General features: G+C 67.3%; 14 protein-coding genes. 8 read left to right on the forward strand and 6 right to left on the reverse strand.

Annotated elements, in window-relative coordinates; translation table 11 throughout:
- Positions 1-216 precede the first annotated feature (216 nt).
- Positions 217-1,110, reverse strand: a complete 894-nt coding sequence (gene dapA / locus BSE24067_RS25800) for a 4-hydroxy-tetrahydrodipicolinate synthase (RefSeq protein ID WP_151065636.1) — start codon at positions 1,108-1,110, stop codon at positions 217-219.
- A gap of 449 nt (positions 1,111-1,559) precedes the next feature.
- Here dapA and BSE24067_RS25805 point away from each other — a divergent pair, with 449 nt between their 5' ends.
- Positions 1,560-2,579, forward strand: a complete 1,020-nt coding sequence (locus tag BSE24067_RS25805) for a sulfate ABC transporter substrate-binding protein (protein ID WP_151065635.1) — start codon at positions 1,560-1,562, stop codon at positions 2,577-2,579.
- Between the two features lie 151 nt (positions 2,580-2,730).
- Entirely contained in the window at positions 2,731-3,702 is a 972-nt protein-coding gene (locus BSE24067_RS25810) for an ion channel (RefSeq protein WP_151065634.1), read from the forward strand.
- Between the two features lie 76 nt (positions 3,703-3,778).
- Here the strand turns inward: BSE24067_RS25810 and BSE24067_RS25815 are convergent, their stop codons facing one another.
- Entirely contained in the window at positions 3,779-4,393 is a 615-nt protein-coding gene (locus BSE24067_RS25815; RefSeq protein WP_151065633.1) for a glutathione S-transferase family protein, read from the reverse strand.
- 554 nt (positions 4,394-4,947) lie between these two features.
- Here BSE24067_RS25815 and BSE24067_RS25820 point away from each other — a divergent pair.
- The 4 genes from BSE24067_RS25820 (at position 4,948) to BSE24067_RS25835 (ending at position 12,765) form a co-directional block, all read left to right on the forward strand.
- On the forward strand, positions 4,948-5,505 hold the full coding sequence (locus BSE24067_RS25820) for a sugar O-acetyltransferase (RefSeq protein ID WP_151065632.1): 558 nt from the start codon (positions 4,948-4,950) through the stop codon (positions 5,503-5,505).
- 576 nt (positions 5,506-6,081) lie between these two features.
- Positions 6,082-6,642, forward strand: coding sequence for a LysM peptidoglycan-binding domain-containing protein (locus BSE24067_RS25825; protein WP_244130477.1), 561 nt, complete (start codon positions 6,082-6,084; stop codon positions 6,640-6,642).
- Positions 6,643-6,647: 5 nt separating this feature from the next.
- Complete coding sequence (locus BSE24067_RS25830; RefSeq protein ID WP_244130478.1) at positions 6,648-7,073, forward strand: lysozyme inhibitor LprI family protein; 426 nt, start codon at positions 6,648-6,650, stop codon at positions 7,071-7,073.
- 2,116 nt (positions 7,074-9,189) lie between these two features.
- Positions 9,190-12,765: an indolepyruvate ferredoxin oxidoreductase family protein gene (locus BSE24067_RS25835; RefSeq protein ID WP_151065631.1), complete on the forward strand. Its 3,576-nt coding sequence runs from the start codon at positions 9,190-9,192 to the stop codon at positions 12,763-12,765.
- Positions 12,766-12,883: 118 nt separating this feature from the next.
- Here the strand turns inward: BSE24067_RS25835 and BSE24067_RS25840 are convergent, their stop codons facing one another.
- On the reverse strand, positions 12,884-14,551 hold the full coding sequence (locus BSE24067_RS25840) for a Na+/H+ antiporter (protein WP_151065630.1): 1,668 nt from the start codon (positions 14,549-14,551) through the stop codon (positions 12,884-12,886).
- A gap of 290 nt (positions 14,552-14,841) precedes the next feature.
- Between BSE24067_RS25840 and BSE24067_RS25845 the strand changes: the two genes are divergently transcribed.
- Entirely contained in the window at positions 14,842-16,128 is a 1,287-nt protein-coding gene (locus BSE24067_RS25845) for a sensor domain-containing phosphodiesterase (RefSeq protein WP_151065629.1), read from the forward strand.
- 74 nt (positions 16,129-16,202) lie between these two features.
- On the forward strand, positions 16,203-16,928 hold the full coding sequence (locus BSE24067_RS25850; protein ID WP_151065628.1) for a copper homeostasis protein CutC: 726 nt from the start codon (positions 16,203-16,205) through the stop codon (positions 16,926-16,928).
- A gap of 41 nt (positions 16,929-16,969) precedes the next feature.
- Here BSE24067_RS25850 and BSE24067_RS25855 read toward each other — a convergent pair whose 3' ends face one another.
- From BSE24067_RS25855 to bioD, 3 genes are all read right to left on the reverse strand, one after another.
- Positions 16,970-17,371: a hypothetical protein gene (locus tag BSE24067_RS25855; protein ID WP_151065627.1), complete on the reverse strand. Its 402-nt coding sequence runs from the start codon at positions 17,369-17,371 to the stop codon at positions 16,970-16,972.
- Positions 17,372-17,584: 213 nt separating this feature from the next.
- Positions 17,585-18,604, reverse strand: coding sequence for a biotin synthase BioB (bioB, locus tag BSE24067_RS25860; RefSeq protein ID WP_151065626.1), 1,020 nt, complete (start codon positions 18,602-18,604; stop codon positions 17,585-17,587).
- Positions 18,605-18,639: 35 nt separating this feature from the next.
- Positions 18,640-19,359, reverse strand: a complete 720-nt coding sequence (gene bioD / locus BSE24067_RS25865; protein WP_151065625.1) for a dethiobiotin synthase — start codon at positions 19,357-19,359, stop codon at positions 18,640-18,642.
- Between the last annotated feature and the right edge of the window lie 58 nt (positions 19,360-19,417).

Genomic DNA, 19,417 nt, shown 5'->3' on the forward strand with positions numbered 1-19,417 from the left:
TTCAATCGGTCCATCGCAACTTGGCGACATGTCGAGCGCGACCGACGGCGCGCCCGCCGATCGAATCGCGCGGCGGGAACTGCCCGTTCGGTCCGGTGTGCTCGAAGGCTAGGCCCGGATCGCAGATGACATCGATGCGCCGCTGGCGGCGTCTTTGCCGGACGCGTTCGACGGACGTGATGCGCCTGTTGCGCGACCCGCGGATCGCATCGCCGCTTATGCGGCAGCCGCGTCCGGCTCGAATTCGGCGAGGGTGCCAAGAATCGCAGCCAGCTTCTCGCGCAACGCCGCACTGGCCGGCACGAACGGCAGCCGCAGCCCGTCTTCGCACCATCCGTGCGCGGCCAGCACCGCCTTCACGGGTGCCGGGTTCGGTTCCGTGAACAGCGCCGCAACGAGCGGCTGCAACGCGACCGACAGCCGCCGCGCATCGGCGAGCCGGCCGTCGCGCAGCAGCGCATGGATGCGCACGTGCCATTCGGGCAGCACGTGCGCGCTGCTCGCGATCGCGCCGTGTGCGCCCGCACAAAGCGCCGCGAAGTTCTGGTTGTCGTCGCCGGACAGGATCGCGAGCGGCGTGTCGTGCACGAGCCGGCTCATCCGGTCGAGCGTGCCGCCGCACTCCTTGATGCCCGCGACGCGCGGATCGCATGCGAGCGACTGCAGCGTCTCCAGTTCGACGTTCACGCCGGTGCGATATGGAATGTTGTAGACGAGCACCGGCAGGTCGGCGGCTTCGACGATCGCTTCGACGTGGCGGCGGATCCCGTCCTGCGTGGGCCGGACGTAGACGGGCGGCGTGACGAGTAGCCCGTCGGGCCGCAGCGCGGCGAGCTCGCGTGCGCGGGCGGCCGCGAAGTGCGTCGCGCTCGCGGTCAGGCCGACGACGATCGGCAGGCCGGGCACCGCGTCGCGCAGCGTCGCGAACACGGCGTCCTGTTCGCGCGCGTCGAGCAGCACGCCTTCGCCGGTCGTCGCGCCCGCGACGAACCCGGCGATGCCGGTGGCCGCATAGTGGCGCGCGAGCTGCGCGAGCGCGCCGTGATCGACGTCGCCGTCATGAAACGGCGTGATTATCGGCAGCCAGATACCTTCGAAACGTGTGTGCATGCAAAGCCTCATGGTGGAAACGGAGTGGGAGGAAACCGTTCCGCCAGCGGTATGCCGGAGCGAGGCGTGCGAGCAAGGAGAATGAAACGACCTGCGGGCATCCCGTCCGGCATTCGCCTGACGGGACGCGACGTCCCCGTCAGTCGAGGAGTCGTTTTTTGAGTTTCAGCCCGGCCGCGCGCGCACCTGCCGCGACGGCGGCAAGGATCGAGGGCGAGCGCAGGGAAGCGGACATGGATGAACCGGGAAAGGGCTGAGCGGCAATCTTAACACCGGATCTGGCGCGCCCGCGAGCGCCGCATGCCGCTTAGCAGGATTAGAGATTTGCTTTCCACGACAGATTGGAAGGCACGCCGCGCGCGGCCGCTAGAATGCCCGCTTACGTTTCGATGACAGCGCGTACGCGCGCCGTCGCGCACATTCACCACCACTGAACGGGGCACAACACGATGGCAAGCATCAAGGGGATCGGCCGCTGGCTGCACACGGGCACCGCGGCGGCGCTGATCGTCGCGGCAACGGCCGCGCACGCGGACACGTCGATCCTGAACGTGTCGTACGACGTGACGCGCGAGCTGTACAAGGACATCAACACGAGCTTCGCCGCCGCGTACAAGCAGCAGACCGGCGAAACCGTGACGATCAAGCAGTCGCACGGCGCATCGAGCGCGCAGGCGCTGTCGGTGCTGCAGGGGCTGCAGGCGGACGTCGTGACGATGAACCAGCCGAACGACATCGACCTGCTCGCCGAGCGCGGCCAGTTGCTGCCGAAGGACTGGCGCGCGCGCTTTCCGGACAACAGCTCGCCGTACTCGACGACGATGGTGTTCCTCGTGCGCAAGGGCAATCCGAAGGCGATCAAGGACTGGAGCGATCTCGCGAAGCCGGGCGTGCAGGTGATCATCGCGAACCCGAAGACGTCTGGCAACGGCCGCTACGCGTACCTTGCCGCATGGGGCTACCAGAAGCAGAAGGGCGCGACCGACCAGCAGGCGCTCGATTTCGAGAAGGCGATCTTCCGCAACGTGCCGGTGCTCGACTCGGGTGGCCGCGGCGCGACGACGACCTTCACGCAGCGCGGCATCGGCGACGTGCTCGTCACGTTCGAGAACGAAGTCGCGCTGATGGATACGGGCGCGTCGGGCGCGGAATTCGACGCCGTGTACCCGTCGGCGAGCATCCTCGCGGAGCCGCCGGTCGCCGTCGTCGACAAGGTTGCCGACAAGAAGGGCACGCGCAAGGTCGCGCACGCGTATCTCGACTATCTGTACACGCCGCAGGCGCAGGAGATCATCGCGCAGCACCACCTGCGCCCGCGCGACGCGAACGTGCTGAAGAAGCACGCGGCCGAGTTCAAGCCGCTGAAGACGTTCAGCGTCGAGCAGGTGTTCGGCAGCTGGGCGAACGCGCAGAAGATCCACTTCGCGGACGGCGGCACGTTCGACCGCGTGATCGTCGACCGGAAGTAGGCGCGGCGCACGCACGTTGCGCAGCCGGCCGCTCATGCGGCCGGTTTTTTTTCGTCGTGCGCCGGCAGACATGCGCTGCGGCAGCGCCGTGCATTCCGGCCGCCGTCTGCGCGTGCTACGCTCATCGCCTCCTTGCTCCAGGCCTCGCGCGATGACCGTCGATTCGTCTTCCCCCGCCTCCCGCGGCCGTGGCCGCAAGCTCTGGTCGGGCACCCGCCCCGTGATCGCGTACGGGATGCCGCCGCTCGGCTGGCGCGACCTCTACCATCGCGCGCTGACGGTGAGCTGGCCCGTGTTCTTCCTGTCGCTCGCGGTGCTGTTTCTGCTGCTCAACGGCGGCTTCGCGATGCTCTATCTGCTCGGTCACGCGCCGATCGCGAACCAGTCGCCGGCCGGGTTCGCCGGCGCGTTCTTCTTCAGCGTCGAGACGCTCGCGACCGTCGGCTACGGCGACATGCATCCGCAGACGGTCTACGCGCACCTCGTCTCGACGTTCGAGATCTTCATCGGGATGTCGGGCATCGCGCTGGCGACCGGCCTCGTGTTCGCGCGGTTCTCGCGGCCGCAGGCGAAGATCCTGTTCGCGCGCTACGCGATCGTGCGGCCGCTCAACGGCCGGATGACGCTGATGGTGCGTGCCGCGAATGCGCGCCAGAACGTGATCGCCGAAGCGCAGGCGAAACTGCGGCTGATGCGCATCGAAGGCACGCACGAGGGCTATACGCTGCGCAAGATCCACGACCTGCCGCTCGTGCGCAACGAGCATCCGATCTTCCTGCTCGGCTGGAACCTGATGCACGTGATCGACGAAACGAGCCCGCTGTTCGGCGAGACGGTCGAGTCGCTCGCCGCGCGCGATGCGTCGCTGCTGATCACGATCGAAGGCTCCGACGAAACGACGTCGCAGGTCATGCAGGCGCGCTACTCATGGACGCATGCGGACATCCGCTGGCTGCACCGCTATGTCGATCTGATGCACGAGGAGGACGGCGTCACGCACATCGACTACACCCATTTTCACGATGTCGTGCCGGTGGACCTCGATAGCGACGAGCGAGGTTCGCCGGGTGTGATCGTCGATGCCGGCGTGTCGGCGCCGCCCGCATCCGGGCCGGCGGCGTAGCGCGGGTGCCACGCGCGACCGGTCGCGGCATCCGGGCGCGATCGCCGCGATCCGATGCCGTGCCGTTCGCGACGTGTCACGCGTGCAGCAGCCGCGCCGCTTCGCGCTGTTCGACGGCCATCGCGCGGCGGTAGCCGTCGCGATCCTCGGCGCGGGCGATGTAGTCGCCGAGCACGCCTTCGTGCTGCAGCAGGTGCGCGTCGAATGCGATCTTCAGCGTACTGGCGAGCAGCAGATCGGCCGCGGTGAAGTGATCGCCGACGAGCCACTGGCTATGGGCGAGCGTCTGCGCGAGCGCGCGCTGCACGCGCGTGATGTTGCCCCAGCCGAACGCGACCGGATTGCCCGACGCGCCGGTGAATTTCTCGGCCATCGCGGGCTCGAGACAGGTGGGCGTGAAGAACATCCATTGCAGGAAGCGGCCGCGCAGCGGATCGTCGGGCGCAACGCCGAGGCCGGCGCCCGGGCAGCGATCGGCGAGATAGAGCAGCACGGCGCCCGATTCGGCGAACGGTTCGCTGCCGTCGTCGAGCGCCGGCAGCTTCGCCATCGGATTGACCTGGACGAACGCGTCGCTGCGCTGTTCGTGCGAGCGCAGATCGATCGGCACGAGCTCGTAGACGGCGCCGATTTCCTCCAGCATCCACAGCGCCCGGAATGCCCGGGTTTTCGGCCAGTAGTAGAGTTTCATCGCGCCTCCGCGTATCGGTGTGCGTGTCGGGTCGGTCGATGCTCAAGCGTACCCGAGCGGCAGCGGTTCGGACAGCGGCGAATGGGGAAGCGGACGGGCGCGGCATGGCCGCGGATTAATAGTCATGCGAGGTCGCGCGAGCGCGAATTCGCCACGAATCTCCCGGAAAGCGGCGTGCGACGGAAGTTCTATGTACAACTAGTAATTTAATGACTATTCGGGGATTGGCCGACGTTTGGGCGCTTCGAGTCGGCACCGCTACACTGTCCGGCGCAAATTTGCGCCGGCGTCGCGGCTTGGTCGGACGAACGCTCGAGGCATCGCTTTCGACGGACGGCGGCAGAAGGAAGGCGCGTCATAATGGGAACAACGAAGGGCCGCCCGGCAGGCGCTCGAAGATGCGCGCGGCAGCGGCCGGCACACCATACTCGGACGGTGTGGCGCGGCTCGTCCGAGTAATCGAATTCAAGCCTATGCGAGCGTATTCGGCGAATCGCGCGCGGCCGTCACGCGCCGCGCATGCCGGCTCTATCGCGCACGGAGAAAAACAACGCATGACGCACGACGATCGCATCACGATCATTCCCCGGCGAACGCCCGAATCGGCCGCGATGCGCGCCGAGCTCACGCGGGCGATGGCAATCACGGCCCGGCTCAACCGGCTGACGTTCGACGATGCGGACCAGGTTCGTACATTGTTCGGCGAACTGATCGGCACGGCGATGGATGGCGGTTTCCTGCTGATCCCGCCGTTCTACGCGACGGGCGGCGCGGATACGCGGGTCGGCCGTAACGTGTTCATCAACCAGAACTGTACGTTCTATGACCTCGGCGGCCTCGATATCGGCGACGACGTGATGATCGGGCCGAACGTGAGCCTCATCACGTCGGGCCATCCGATCGAGCCGTCCCGCCGGCGTGACGCCGTCGTCGCGCGGCCGATCGTGATCGGGCGCAACGTGTGGATCGGCGCGGGCGCGACGATCATCGGCGGCGTGACAGTCGGCGAGAACGCGGTGATCGCCGCGGGGGCGGTCGTGACGAAAGACGTTCCGCCGGATACGCTGGTCGGCGGAAACCCGGCGCGGGTCATCCGTTCGATCGCGGAGTGACGGGCTTGCCGATGACGCGCGCCGCCGCGCGAATGTGGATAACCGGCGCTTCCATTCACTCGGAACGCTGTGAAATCGAACGGTGAGCGCGCGGGCGCATGCAGAAATGGCGCGGCCGATAAGGCGGTGACGCAAGGGCACTGGTAGCCGGACGTGTGCCGTTGACCTTTTGCCATCCTTTTCCTCGCATCGATCTCGCTTTGAGCGGTTTCTGGCTGTCGCTCGGTTGATCGGGAGCTATCTCGAAAATTGAAATGCGATGGAAGCCCCTGCATTGTTTCTGGCGTTCTGATTTCGGTGCCGACGTGTAGGGTATCGAACCGATGCGTATGCAACTACTGGTCTTGTGCAGAACGGAAAGAACATTGTCAATCCAGTCGGAAGGGGAAGGTATGGCGGTTCAAGAGCCAACGAAGAGCGGTTTCGAAAAATGGAGGGACGGTATCGGTAAGGCAGCCGGCGATGTCAAGTGGGATATCTGGGATTGCGAAATTCAGATGGCAGTGAGCGAATACAATCGACATTTGTCGGGGGTTTACCGGCTACCGACCACTGGACTGGCTTCTGATTAAGGCAATGCTGTGGGTTGAAACCGGGGCGAATAGCTCGGAGTGGAAGATCAAACCATTGCAGATCGGGGTATCGGGGGACCCAGGTTTGACATCATTCCTTTCGGTTAACGAAGGCGGTGATTTGATTCTGCCGTCCGCCTGGAAAGGACAGCTAACCGTGGAGTCCGCGAGAACGATCCCTCAGCATAATCTCAGGGCCGGAATCGGCTACTTGCTTATGCGCATGGCAACCTTCGAGCATCGGAGCGTGGTTGGTGCGGGCGCCAGGGTCTATGACGTCACAGTCAAGCCGGGCGATAGCCTCGATAAAATCGCAAAGGCCCACGGCAGCACGATCGACGTGCTGAAAAAGCTGAATCCAATGATCACGATGTTGCGGCCTGGACAAGTGTTGAAGTGTCAGAAGGCCGCAGTCGCGCGTGTCATCACGGGGTGGCGGCCGTTCACTGCGACATCGGTGGCGTTACGGTACAACTCAATGCGTCGCGATCAGAACTACGCAAAGAAACGTGATTTCGCATGGAGTTTGGTGCAAGGGGGAGCGGAGATTTTATGCGCGCAGTAAGAAGAATGGGCTTCGCGTTCGCGCTGGCGTTTCCGCTCCTGTCGATCGCCGCACCCGACAACATCGTCGATAGCGAGAAGGACCTGTACGAAGAGTGCAGTGCCTATTCGCAAGCTGATATGAAGGACTGCTTTGCGCAGAAGGCCAGTGAGAGTCGAATATATTTAAAAAAGGCCGAATCCGATGCGCTTGCTGCTATAAAAAAATGGGATGAAGATAATAAATATATTCACGCATCCGAGTTGGTCTTGATGGTATCGAATAAGGAATTCGAGAAATATCGCGCGGCTCAATGTGAATTCTCCGCTTCCCTGAGCGGCGGTGGCGCGGGGAACGCCCGCGAAATGGGGCGCTTGGCGTGTGTCGCAGAACTGAACAACAGACGCGCTCAGCAGCTACGCCACGCCGTATCGGACTTGCCGTTGAAGTAGCGTCGACGCACACGTCGTCCAGCCCGGCCGCAACGAAATGCGAACCGGCTGGTGTGACGAGGCTCGGCGGCGGCGTGACGGTCGCAGAGAGCGCGGTGGGCCGGCGGCGACCGACGTGATACGGGACGTGCCGCCGAAGACGTTGGTCGGCGGCAATCCAGCGCGCGTCACCATTCGCTCGCCGGGTCAGGCCGAGACGGCGCGCCCGCTCGGTGGCCGGCGATCGGCTCGATGTGGACAATCGGCTTTCCATCCCACTCGAAACGCTGTGCGTTCGAATGGTGAGTGTGCTGCGCGAGCTGTAGACAAAGCCCTGTCAGGCGCTCGCCGACTTGTTCCGGATGGGAGCGGGACGCGCTCGCGCCGATGTATCGGGAACTGACCGTGCCGTCGTGTTCATTGTGGATATCCCAACGTCGAAACGACTCGGCGCGCTGTGCAATTCATCGGTGAGGGTGAACTCACGCGGTGGAATGTGTGCCGTCAGGTGTGGATAACCGCACGGTGAAACGACGCGAAATGCTGTGGATTTGAACGGTGAGCGCCGGCGGCCGATCGCACGAGGTGCCTGTTTCGGCACGAGTTGCCGATCTCCGGCGCGTCGCGGCATGCCGGCATTCTAACGGTATGCGTGAAAGTGCAATCGATTCGCGTGCGTGCGTTGGTGTGGATATATGACACCCGAAGCGACTCGCAGCGCTGTGCATCGCAATGGTCAGGGCATGCGTCCGCTAGGCGCGGCGCGCGTGTCGACGCGTCTGTCCGACCGCCGAAGCGACTTGGCGCATCATGCGCGCAATCGCTCGGAGCGTGCAAGGCGTCGAAGAGCAGCACCGACCTTCCATGTGGATATCGGCACCCGAAAACCACTTCGATGCCTGTGCATTTCAATGGTGAGCGTGTGAAACGGGATCGATTCGGACCGCGGATTGCGGGGGCGGGTATCCACATCGGGGCGGCGCATCCGATCTTGGCTTTGCCTTCAGACCCCTAATACGCAGAGTCGGGCGGGGTTCGGTGATCAGTTTCCACTCGCGTGCGGACAGGCGGCTCGATCACGTCGGCCATACTCACCGTCGAAACGCACAGCGATTGGAGTCGTGGCGGGAATCGAGTCTCCATGCAGTGCTCGGGACGCTGGTTCGATCGCGTGCCCATACTCACCGTCGAAACGCACAGCAATTCGAGTGGTGGCGGGAATCGAGCGTCCACGCGCGGCTGGGGTCCCATTTCGATCACGTGCCCGCGCACTCACCGTCGAAATGCACAGCGATTTGAGTGGTGTCGGGAATCGAGCATCCGCGCACGGCTGGGGCCCCATTTCGATCGCGCGCCGACGCTCACCGTCGAAACGCACAGCGATTCGAGTGGTGTCGGGAATCGAGCGTCCACGCGCGGCTGGAGCCCCCGTTTCGATCGCGCGCCGACGCTCACCATCGAAATGCACAGCAATTCGAGTGGTGTCGGGGTCGGGCGTCCACGTGTGACTCCGGGTCCTGCCCGAATCGCGTGCCGGTGCTCACCGATGAAATGCACAGGGATTCGACTGGTCGCCGAGGGAGATGTCCACACCCAAATCACTCGCGGCGCTGTGGTTTTCAACGGTGAGCGCCGAGTCCCGATCAAGCTGCGTGGCCATTCCCTTGCGGATATCCGGGCATCGACGCCACTCGAAACGCTGTGGGTTCGAACGGTGAGCGCGCGACCCAACCGTCCGGGTTGCGCGGCCTTGTGGACATCCCGTTGGCCGAACGACTCGCAATGCTGTGCTTTTCCATGGTGAGGGCATTGGCCCGCAACCGCCGAAACCCGCGTCGCGCGGGTCTCGAGCGCCGCCGTCCCCGGCATCGGGCCGATATTCCGCAGCCGGGAGCGGTACCGCCTTCTGCCGCCCGCCGCGCTGCCATTCGAACCGCACCGATCTACCCCGCGCGAAAACTCTCTCAATTCCGACCCAAAACCTGCGCGCTTTTTCTCACCCCGCGCGGTCCCGCGCAAGATGAGAAAAAACTTTCTCGTCTCCCCGCGAAAAAATAGAGCCATCCAGCCGCTCCGGCCGGCGTCGCCCGATGCCGCCGCGATCGGCCCCAGAACAGCACAATCAGGAGACATCCCCATGACCGCCCGCCTGCCAGTCGACGGCACGCCCGCACTATCCGACTACCGTCTGACCGACAACCTGACCGCGACGCGCGGCCGGATCTTCCTGACCGGCACGCAGGCGCTGGTCCGCCTGCTGCTCATGCAGCGCGCGGCCGACACCGCGCAGGGCCTGAACACGGCGGGCTTCGTCAGCGGCTACCGCGGCTCGCCGCTCGGGATGGTCGATCAGCAGCTGTGGAAGGCGAAGAAACTGCTCGATGCCGGCGGCGTGCGCTTCCTGCCCGCCATCAACGAAGAACTCGGCGGCACCGCGGTGCTCGGCACGCAGCGTGTCGAGGCCGACCCGGAGCGCACCGTCGATGGCGTGTACGCGATGTGGTACGGCAAGGGCCCGGGCGTCGACCGCGCGGGCGACGCGCTCAAGCATGGCAACGCATATGGTTCGTCGCCGCACGGCGGCGTGCTGGTGGTGGCAGGCGACGACCACGGCTGCGTGTCGTCGTCGATGCCGCACCAGAGCGACTTCGCGATGATCGCGTGGCACATGCCGATCGTGAACCCGTCGAACATCGCCGACATGCTCGAATTCGGCCTGTACGGCTGGGCGCTGTCGCGTTACTCGGGCGCGTGGGTCGGCTTCAAGGCGATCTCGGAGACCGTCGAGTCCGGTTCGACCGTCGATCTCGACGCACTGCACACGCAATGGCCGGCGCCGCCGGGCTTCACGCCGCCGGCAGGCGGCCTGCACAACCGCTGGCCCGACCTGCCGAGCCTGACGATCGAAGCGCGCCTCGCCGCGAAGCTCGACGCGGTGCGTCATTTCGCGCGCACCAACAGCATCGACAAGTGGATCGCGCCGAGCACGCATGCGAACGTTGGCATCGTCACCTGCGGCAAGGCCCACCTCGACCTGATGGAGGCATTGCGCCGCCTCGACCTGACGGTCGGCGACCTCGACGCGGCCGGCGTGCGGATCTACAAGGTCGGCCTGTCGTATCCGCTCGAGATGACGCGCATCGAGACGTTCGTCGACGGGCTCGCCGAAGTGCTGGTGATCGAGGAGAAGGGCCCCGTCATCGAGCAGCAGATCAAGGACTACCTGTACAACCGCGCGGACGGCGCGCGCCCGCGCGTGCTCGGCAAGCACGACGCGGCCGGCGCGTGCCTGCTGTCCGAACTCGGCGAACTGCGGCCGTCGCGGATCCTGCCGGTGTTCGCCGACTGGCTCGCGCGCCACAAGCCGGCGCTCGACCGGCGCGAGCGCGTCGTCGATCTTGTCGCGCCGCAGATCCTGTCGAACGAAGCGGACGCGGTGAAGCGTACGCCGTACTTCTGCTCGGGCTGCCCGCACAACACGTCGACGAAGGTGCCGGAAGGCTCGATCGCGCAGGCCGGCATCGGCTGCCACTTCATGGCGTCGTGGATGGAGCGCGACACCACGGGCCTGATCCAGATGGGCGGCGAGGGCGTCGACTGGGCCGCGCATGCGATGTTCACGAACACGAAGCACGTGTTCCAGAACCTCGGCGACGGCACCTACTTCCACTCGGGCATCCTCGCGATCCGCCAGGCGGTCGCCGCGAAGGCGAACATCACGTACAAGATCCTCTACAACGACGCGGTCGCGATGACGGGCGGCCAGCCGGTCGACGGCAGCATCTCGGTGCCGCAGATCGCGCGGCAGGTCGAGGCGGAAGGCGTGTCGCGCTTCGTCGTGGTGTCCGACGAGCCGGAGAAGTACGACGGCCATCACGGGCTGTTCCCGAAGGGCACGACGTTCCACCACCGCAGCGAGCTCGACGCGGTGCAGCGCGAACTGCGCGAGACGCCGGGCGTCACCGTGCTGATCTACGACCAGACCTGCGCGGCCGAGAAGCGCCGCCGCCGCAAGAAGGGCGAGTTCCCCGACCCGGACAAGCGCCTGTTCATCAACGACGCGGTATGCGAAGGCTGCGGCGACTGCGGCGTGCAGTCGAACTGCCTGTCGGTCGAGCCGCTCGAGACGCCGCTCGGCCGCAAGCGCCGCATCGACCAGTCGTCGTGCAACAAGGATTACTCGTGCGTGAACGGCTTCTGTCCGAGCTTCGTGACGGTCGAAGGCGCGGCGCTGAAGAAGGCGGCCGGCGCCGCATTCGACGAAGCGGCGCTCGCCGCGCGCGTCGACGCGCTGCCGGTGCCCGCGACGCACCTCGACGCGGCGCCGTACGACATGCTCGTGACGGGCGTCGGCGGCACGGGCGTCGTCACGGTCGGCGCGCTGATCAGCATGGCCGCGCACCTCGAAGGCAAGAGCGCGTCGGTGCTCGACTTCATGGGCTTCGCGCAGAAGGGCGGCTCGGTGCTGTCGTTCGTGCGGATCGCGTCGAGCGACCGCTGGCTGAACCAGGTGCGCATCGACACGCAGCAGGCCGACGTGCTGCTCGCGTGCGACATGGTGGTCGGCGCGAGCGCCGAGGCGCTGCAGACGGTGCGCCACGGGCGTTCTCGCATCGTCGTCAACACGCACCGGATTCCGAACGCGTCGTTCGTGCAGAACCCCGACGCGAGCCTGCACGCGGACGCGCTGCTCGAGAAGATGCGCCACGCGGCCGGCAACGGCTATCTGTCGAGCTGCGACGCGCAGGCGCTCGCCGCGAAATTCCTCGGCGACTCGATCGGCGCGAACATCCTGATGCTCGGCTACGCGTGGCAGCTCGGCCTCGTGCCGGTGTCGCTCGCCGCGATGATGCGCGCGATCGAGCTGAACAACGTCGCGGTGCCGATGAACAAGCTCGCGTTCTCGATCGGCCGGATGGCCGCGGGTGACGCCGCAGGCCTCGATGCGTTGTGGAACGCGCGTCACACGGTGGCCGCCACGCATGCCGCGCCGCAGACGCTCGCCGAGCTGATCGCCGATCGCGAGGCGCGTCTCGACGCGTACGGCGGCGCGCGCTACGTCGAGCGCTACCGCGCGCTGGTGAACGCGGCGCGCGCGAAGGGCGACGATGCGCTGACGCGCGCGGTCGCGACGACGTTCTACCGGCTGCTAGCGGTGAAGGACGAATACGAGGTCGCGCGGCTGTACGCGGACGGCGAGTTCCGCACCGCGCTCGAAGCGCAGTTCGAAGGCGTGCCGGGGCAGGACTATCGCGTGAAGTTCAATCTGGCGCCGCCGACGGTCGCGAAGGCAGGCCGCGACGGCAGCGCGCCGAAGAAGCGGGTGTTCGGCCAGTGGATGTGGCCGGTGCTCGGCACGCTCGCGCGCGTGCGCGGCCTGCGCGGCACGTGGCTCGATCCGTTCGGCCGCACGGCCGAGCGCAGGATGGAGCGTGCGCTCGCGGACGACTACGAGGCGACGCTCACGCGTGCGCTCGCTGCGATGACCGCGGAGAATGCGGCGCAGGTCACGCAGCTGGCGGATCTGCATGCGCGCGTGCGCGGCTTCGGTCACGTGAAGGTGCGCAACCTCGCCGGCGTGAAGCGTGCGGAGCGCGAGCTCGCGCTGCAGCTCGGCATCGACGCGGCGACGAGCGCGGCCGTGCAGCACGCGCTCGACGAGATGAAGGGCGCGGGCATGCTGAAGGGGATCCCGGTCGTGGTCGCGAAGTAACGCGAACGCGCGCGGATGTGCCGGATGTGCAAACGGTGACGCTCATGATGGGCGACCCACCCGGAGACGGCCGTCGGAGAGCCGCTCCCGTGCAACGAGGGGATAGTCCAGCATCCTGCTAGACGATCCCTTTCTTGCGCGTCGACAGCGCCGTCTCCGACAGATCGATCTCCCGGATCAGCTTCGTCAGCGTCTCGTCGGAAATCCTGCTTTCGCTGCGCAGCCGGTACAGCACCGAACGTTCCGCGCGCACCGCGGCGATCCGCATCTGCAGTTCCATCGTTTCCGCCTGCTTCGCTTGCGCACGCGGCGTCGGGCCGTCCTCCGCGAGCGCGGCGAGGCGGCGGCGATACTGGTCCATCACGCGCGCCGAGATGTCCGCGCAGCGCGCGGCGCCCGATTCGTCGAGATCGGCCGAGATCGCGTCGTGCGACGCATCGATTGCACGTATCGCCGCCTGCGCGGCGGCGGCGCGCGCGCGGCGCTCCTCGTCGGCGAGCGGATTGCGCGTCGAGCGCACGCCGCGCAACAGCAGCGGCAGGCCGATCACCGCGACGATCAGCGAGCCGAGAATCACCGCCGACGCGACGAAGATCGCGGTGTCGCGCCCGGGCAGCGGCGTGCCGTCGGACAGCGCGACCGGAATCGACAGCACGCCCGCGAGCGTGACGGCGCCGCGCACGCCGCCGACCGTCATCACCGCGATCGTGCGCACGCCGGCCATCGTGCCGGCGAGGCCGTGGCGCGCCGCGCGGCGGCTCGCGATCCAGCGCAGCAGCCACACCCACAAAAAGCGGATCGCATACAGCGCGAGCATCATCGCGCATACGTTGAAGATCATCCGGCCGACGAGCGCGTCGCTCGTGTGATGCGCGTCGACGAGCGCACGGCCGATGATGTGCGGCAACTGCAGCCCGAGCATGATGAACACCATGCCGTTGAACACGAACTCGATCATCGCCCACGTGCTTTCCGCCCGCACGCGCGACGCGACGGTGCTTTTGCGCGAGAAGCTCGTGTAATTCATCATCATCCCGGCCGATACGGCCGCGAGCACGCCGGACAGATCGAGGTGCTCGGCGAACAGATACGCGGCGAACGGCACGAGCAGCGTCATCACGATGCCGGGGGCCGGATCGCCTTCCTGCTCGGCGTTCAGGAAGCGCGTCGACAGCGCGCTGAACAGCCACGCGACGATCGCGCCCGTCGCGAGCCCGCCGGCCGCGACGATCACGAACGTGATCGACGCGTCGCGCAGCGAGAACACGCCGGTGAGCGCGGCCGCGATCGCGAACTTCAGCGCGACGAGGCCCGACGCGTCGTTCATCAACGCCTCGCCTTCGAGGATGTGCATCAGCTGCGGCGGAATCCGCCCCTTGCCGGCGATGCCCGACAGCGCGACCGCGTCGGTCGGCGACAGCACGGCCGCGAGCGCGAACGCGATCGGCAGCGGCAACTCGGGTATCAGCCAATGCGCGAAGTAGCCGACCGCGAGTACCGTCATGAACACGAGCCCGAACGCGAGCATCAGGATCGCGCGGCGCTGCAGGTACAGCTCGCGTTTCGGAATCCGCCAGCCGTCCGCGAACAGCAGCGGCGGAATGAACAGCAGCATGAAGATTTCGGGATCGAACGTGACGTGCAGATCGAGCTTCGGCCACGCGAGCATCGCGCCGAACACGATCTGCATCAGCGGCAGCGGAAGCCGCAACGGCAGCACGCGCGTGATCGCGCCGGACAGCGCGACGGTGAGCAGCAGGATCAGGACTGTGAAAACGATTTCCATCGATACGGCAACTGGGAGAATGAAATATTCGTCCGGAGTGTAGCGTGACGGCGTGAGCGGTGCGTTCGAGTGCGCCGGTGCGCATGCACGCAAACGGTGCGTCCGGTCCGCGCCACGCTGGTGCGGCGGCGCGGAACCCGCGCACCACACCCGTGTTCAGCGCTTGCACGGAGCTTGCTTAATGCTTGCGTACCGTCCGGCACCGGCCGGACAACCGAGGATTCCACCATGACATTGCGCACGCCGTCCCGTTCACCCGCCGCGATCCGCGGCATCGCCAGGAGGGCGCCATGACGATCGTGCAGCAGGAGCGTCCGGCCGCCGCGTCGCCGTACCGTTTCGAGCGGGAGATGAGCTCCGGCCTCGAACGCCTGGCCACGCAGCATCGCGACCTGACGCTCACGACCGTGTTCCAGCCGATCTTCAGCCTGTCGCACCAGCGCGCGGTCGGCTACGAGGCGCTGCTGCGCGCGCATGATGCGCTCGACCGCGCGGTGTCGCCGCTCGACGTGTTCGGCGAGGCCGCGCGCCAAGGCGAGCTGCTGCAGCTCGACCGGCTCGCGCAGGCGCTGCATCTCGAGAATTTCGCGCTGCTCGGCGCCGAGCGCGAGTGGCTGTTCCTGAACGTGCATCCGGGCGTGCTCACCGACCCGTTCCAGGCCGCCGCGCTGTTCGCGAACCTGAAGCGGCTCGGGATGCCGCCGCGCCGCATCGTGCTCGAAGTGCTCGAGCAGCGCGCGGAGGACGTCGAGCGGCTCGCCGAAGCCGTGCGCGAATTCCGCGCGCAGGGTTTCCTGATCGCGCTCGACGATTTCGGCGCCGGGCACTCGAATCTCGAGCGCATCTGGCAACTGAACCCGGACATCGTGAAGCTCGACCGGATCATGCTGTCGCACGCGGCGCACCGCACCGGGCTCACCGCGATCCTGCACGGGCTCGTCACGCTGCTGCACGAGGCCGGCAAGCTCGTGCTGGTCGAAGGGATCGAGACCGAGCACGACGCGCAGATCGCGCTGGCGTGCGAGGCCGATTTCGTGCAGGGCTATTACTTCGGCCGGCCGGCGCCCGGTCTGCCCGACAGTGCGACGGCGACCGGCTGCATCGGCGAGCTGACCGAGCGGTATCGCGAGCAGACCGAAGCGCGCGAGCGGCGCGACGCGCAGCGGCTCGCGCCGTACCTGCGCGCGTTCGACCGCGCGGCCGAGCGGCTGGCGGCCGGCGAGCCGCTCGACGAGGTGTGCTGGAACTTCCTCGCGCTCGACGATGCGGCGCGCTGCTTCCTGCTCGATGCGCGGGGCCGCCAGGCGGGCCGCAACGTCGTGCTGCGCGCGGACCGCGCGCTTGCCGAGGCGCGCTTCTCGCCGCTCGCGGACGCGCAGGGGGCGAACTGGCTGCGCCGGCCGTATTTCCGCACGGCGATCGGCGAGCCCGGACGCGTGCAAGTGACGCGCCCGTACCTGTCGATCAACGAGGCGCAGCCGTGCGTGACGCTGTCGGTGGCCGTGCGCATCGGCGATGCGCTGCACGTGCTGTGCGGCGATATCGACTGGGCCGACGAGGACGCGGGCGGCGCATAGCGGGCGCGGCGCTGGCGCGGTTCACGCCGCTCGGCTAGGATGCGCGAATTGTCCAGACGATTCGCGAGCCGCCGATGACCCGCACCGCCGCTTCCACCGTCCTCCTCGAAGTGATCGCCACGACCGTCGGCGACGCGAAGGCCGCCGCCCGCGCGGGCGCCGACCGCCTCGAACTCGTCACCGCGATCACCGAGGGCGGCCTCACGCCGAGCGTCGGCCTGATCGAGGCCGTCGTCGCCGCGGTGCCGATTCCGGTGAACGTGATCGTGCGCCCGCACAGCCGCTCGTTCGTCTACGACGCGGACGACCTGCGCGTGGTCGAACGCGACGTGCGCGCGGCCGGCGCGGCCGGCGCGAACGGTGTCGTGTTCGGTGCGCTCGATGCGCGCGGCGACGTCGATCTCGCCGCGCTCGAGCGCGTCGCGGCTGCCGCCGACGGGCGCGACCTGACGTTTCATCGCGCGTTCGACGTGTCGCGCGATCTCAATGCCGCGTTCGATGCGCTGCTGCGCGTGCCGGCCGTCACGTCGGTGCTGACGTCGGGCGGCCATCCGTCGGTGCTCGACGCCGCCGCGACGATCACGCGGCTCGTGCGGCACGCGGCCGGCTCGACATGTGCGGTGCTGGCCGGCTCGGGGCTGACGGTCGATGCGGTCGGCGACTTCGTTCGCGCGACCGGCGTGCGCGCCGTGCATTTCGGCTCCGGCGTGCGGCTGCGCGGCGAAGTGCTGGCGCCGGTCGACGAACGGCAGATCGAACGCGTGCGCGCGGCGCTCGACGGGGCGGCTGCGCACGTGTGATGCCGCCGCGACCCGCACGCCGATACGCACGCCGGCGCGCGTCAGTCGTAACGGATCGTCAGATCCTTCAGGATCTCGACATTGCCCCACTTGAACGAACAGCGCCGGCCGACCTCGACCGCGTGACCGTCCTGCGTTTCGCTGACCGGCGCGCAGCCGCCGGAGATCTTCACGGTGGGCGTGCCTTGCTGCGACAGCGGGAATTCGATCGCCGCGTCCTTCGGGATCGTGTGCGTGAGCGCGACGTCCTCGATATAGTCGTCCGGTAAAACGAAGATCAGCGCGCGGTCGACCTTGAGCGTGTAGTAGTCGTGCTGGAACGGTACGCTCGTCACGCAGAGTTCGCTGGCGTGTCCGTTCAGCGTCTGCGTCGAGCATTTCGGCGCCGCGGCGTGCGCGGTGGTTGCGACGGCGGCCAGCAGCATCAGTGCCGTTTTCTTCATGGCTGTTTCCCCGGTTGTGTGACTGGATGCCCGCGCGATCGACGGGCATCCGGTGCATCCGGCACACCCGCCGTTTCGCGGCGGACCCGCAATGTTAGTGCGGAGCCCGCGTCCGTGCACGCGATCGGCAACGTTCTGCGACGAAGCATGAAAAAAGCCGGGGCATGCCCGGCTTCGTCATTTGCGCGCGATGCGCGCCGCTACTGCGGTCGCTTACGCGCGCTCCTCCAGCGCATCGGCCTGGCTCGCGCGAATCCCGAGCCGCTCGAACAGCGCGCGGTCGCGCTGCGTCTGCGGGTTGCTCGTCGTCAGCAGCTGGTCGCCGTAGAACATCGAGTTCGCGCCGGCGAGGAAGCACAGCGCCTGCATCGCGTCGTCGAGCTGCTCGCGGCCGGCCGACAGGCGCACGACCGCCTTCGGCATCGTGATGCGCGCGACCGCGATCGTGCGCACGAACTCGAACGGGTCGAGCGGCGCGGTGCCTTCGAGCGGCGTGCCTTCGATCGCGACCAGGTTGTTGATCGGCACCGATTCCGGATACGGATTCAGGTTCGCGAGCTGCGAGATCAGGCCCGCACGCTCGCGGCGCGATTCGCCCATCCCGATGATGCCGCCGCAGCACACGTTGATGCCCGCATCGCGCACGCGGTCGAGCGTGTCGAGGCGATCCTGGTACGTGCGCGTCGAGATCACCTGGCCGTAGAACTCCGGCGACGTGTCCAGGTTGTGGTTGTAGTAGTCGAGGCCGGCGTCGGCGAGTTGCCGAGCCTGCTCGTCCTCGAGCATGCCGAGCGTCATGCAGGTCTCGAGGCCAAGCTCCTTCACGCCGCGCACCATCTCGGTCAGCGCCGGCATGTGGCGCTCCTTCGGGTTGCGCCACGCGGCGCCCATGCAGAAGCGGCTCGCGCCGTTCGCCTTCGCCGCGCGCGCGGCGTCGAGCACCGCGTCGACGTCCATCAGCTTCTCGGCCTTCAGGCCCGTGTCGTGGTGCGACGACTGCGAGCAGTAGCCGCAATCTTCCTCGCAGCCGCCCGTCTTGATCGACAGCAGCGTCGACAGCTGCACCGCGTTCGCGTCGAAGTGCTCGCGGTGCACCTGCTGCGCGCGGAACATCAGGTCGTTGAACGGCAGTTCGAACAGCGCGACGACGTCGGCGACGCGCCAGCGCTGCGGCGCCGGAGCGGCCACGGCGATCGCGTCGGGTTGCACGGCTGCGGTCTGGGCTTGGGTCATGGTGGTTTTCCTTCGTGAATGCGGAGATCGGGGCGTCAATGCCGCGCGGCGCGCAGCGTGTCGACGAGCGCGGCGATGTCGAGCATCGCCGCGGCGGATTCGGGAGCGGCCGGGTTCATGTGCGCGATGCGGCCGACGAGCGGCGCGCGATGCTCGCGCGCGAGCCAGTCGCAGATCGTCGCGACGTTCTCGTCGGCATACGACATCGCCGGGTCGACGTGGTTCGCGACCCAGCCGGCGAGCGTGAGGCCGCGCGCGGCAATCGCATCGGCCGTCAGCAGCGCGTGGCTGATGCAGCCGAGCCGCACGCCGACGACGAGCACCACCGGCAGGCCGAGCGCAACCGCGAGGTCGGCCGTGTCTTGCGTGTCGTTCAGCGGCACGCGAAAGCCGCCGACGCCTTCGACGACGACCACGTCTGCGCGCGTCAGCGCTTCGCGATGGCTCGCGACGATCGTGTCGATGTCGAGGGTCACGCCTTCGTGCGCGGCGACGATATGCGGTGCGGCGGGCGCCTTCAGCAGGAACGGCGTGCGCAGCTCGGGCGGCAGCACGACGTTCGCGGCTGCGTCGAGCTGGTCGGCGTCCTCGTTGCGCCACACGCCGTCGCGCTCATACGCGCCGGCCGCGACCGGCTTCAGCGCGGCCGCACGCAGCCCGTGCCGCGCGAAACCGTGCAGCATCGCGGCCGACACGAAGGTCTTGCCGATTTCCGTGTCGGTGCCGGTGACGAAGACGGAGAGTGGTGCAGTCATGCTGCCTCCTGCCGGTCTGTTCCGGGCAGGGCGGCCGCCGCTTCGGCGGGCAGCGGAC

Source organism: Burkholderia latens, assembly GCF_902499045.1.
Classification (GTDB): domain Bacteria; phylum Pseudomonadota; class Gammaproteobacteria; order Burkholderiales; family Burkholderiaceae; genus Burkholderia; species Burkholderia latens.

Bases quoted from the DNA above. Each gene is read 5' to 3' on its own strand.
- bioB (WP_151065626.1), bottom strand. From the start codon at position 18,604: ATGACCCAAGCCCAGACCGCAGCCGTGCAACCCGACGCGATCGCCGTG.
- BSE24067_RS25840 (WP_151065630.1), bottom strand. From the start codon at position 14,551: ATGGAAATCGTTTTCACAGTCCTGATCCTGCTGCTCACCGTCGCGCTG.
- BSE24067_RS25805 (WP_151065635.1), top strand. From the start codon at position 1,560: ATGGCAAGCATCAAGGGGATCGGCCGCTGGCTGCACACGGGCACCGCG.
- BSE24067_RS25850 (WP_151065628.1), top strand. From the start codon at position 16,203: ATGACCCGCACCGCCGCTTCCACCGTCCTCCTCGAAGTGATCGCCACG.
- BSE24067_RS25830 (WP_244130478.1), top strand. From the start codon at position 6,648: ATGGGCTTCGCGTTCGCGCTGGCGTTTCCGCTCCTGTCGATCGCCGCA.
- BSE24067_RS25835 (WP_151065631.1), top strand. From the start codon at position 9,190: ATGACCGCCCGCCTGCCAGTCGACGGCACGCCCGCACTATCCGACTAC.
- BSE24067_RS25815 (WP_151065633.1), bottom strand. From the start codon at position 4,393: ATGAAACTCTACTACTGGCCGAAAACCCGGGCATTCCGGGCGCTGTGG.
- BSE24067_RS25825 (WP_244130477.1), top strand. From the start codon at position 6,082: ATGCTGTGGGTTGAAACCGGGGCGAATAGCTCGGAGTGGAAGATCAAA.
- dapA (WP_151065636.1), bottom strand. From the start codon at position 1,110: ATGCACACACGTTTCGAAGGTATCTGGCTGCCGATAATCACGCCGTTT.
- bioD (WP_151065625.1), bottom strand. From the start codon at position 19,359: ATGACTGCACCACTCTCCGTCTTCGTCACCGGCACCGACACGGAAATC.
- BSE24067_RS25845 (WP_151065629.1), top strand. From the start codon at position 14,842: ATGACGATCGTGCAGCAGGAGCGTCCGGCCGCCGCGTCGCCGTACCGT.
- BSE24067_RS25810 (WP_151065634.1), top strand. From the start codon at position 2,731: ATGACCGTCGATTCGTCTTCCCCCGCCTCCCGCGGCCGTGGCCGCAAG.
- BSE24067_RS25855 (WP_151065627.1), bottom strand. From the start codon at position 17,371: ATGAAGAAAACGGCACTGATGCTGCTGGCCGCCGTCGCAACCACCGCG.
- BSE24067_RS25820 (WP_151065632.1), top strand. From the start codon at position 4,948: ATGACGCACGACGATCGCATCACGATCATTCCCCGGCGAACGCCCGAA.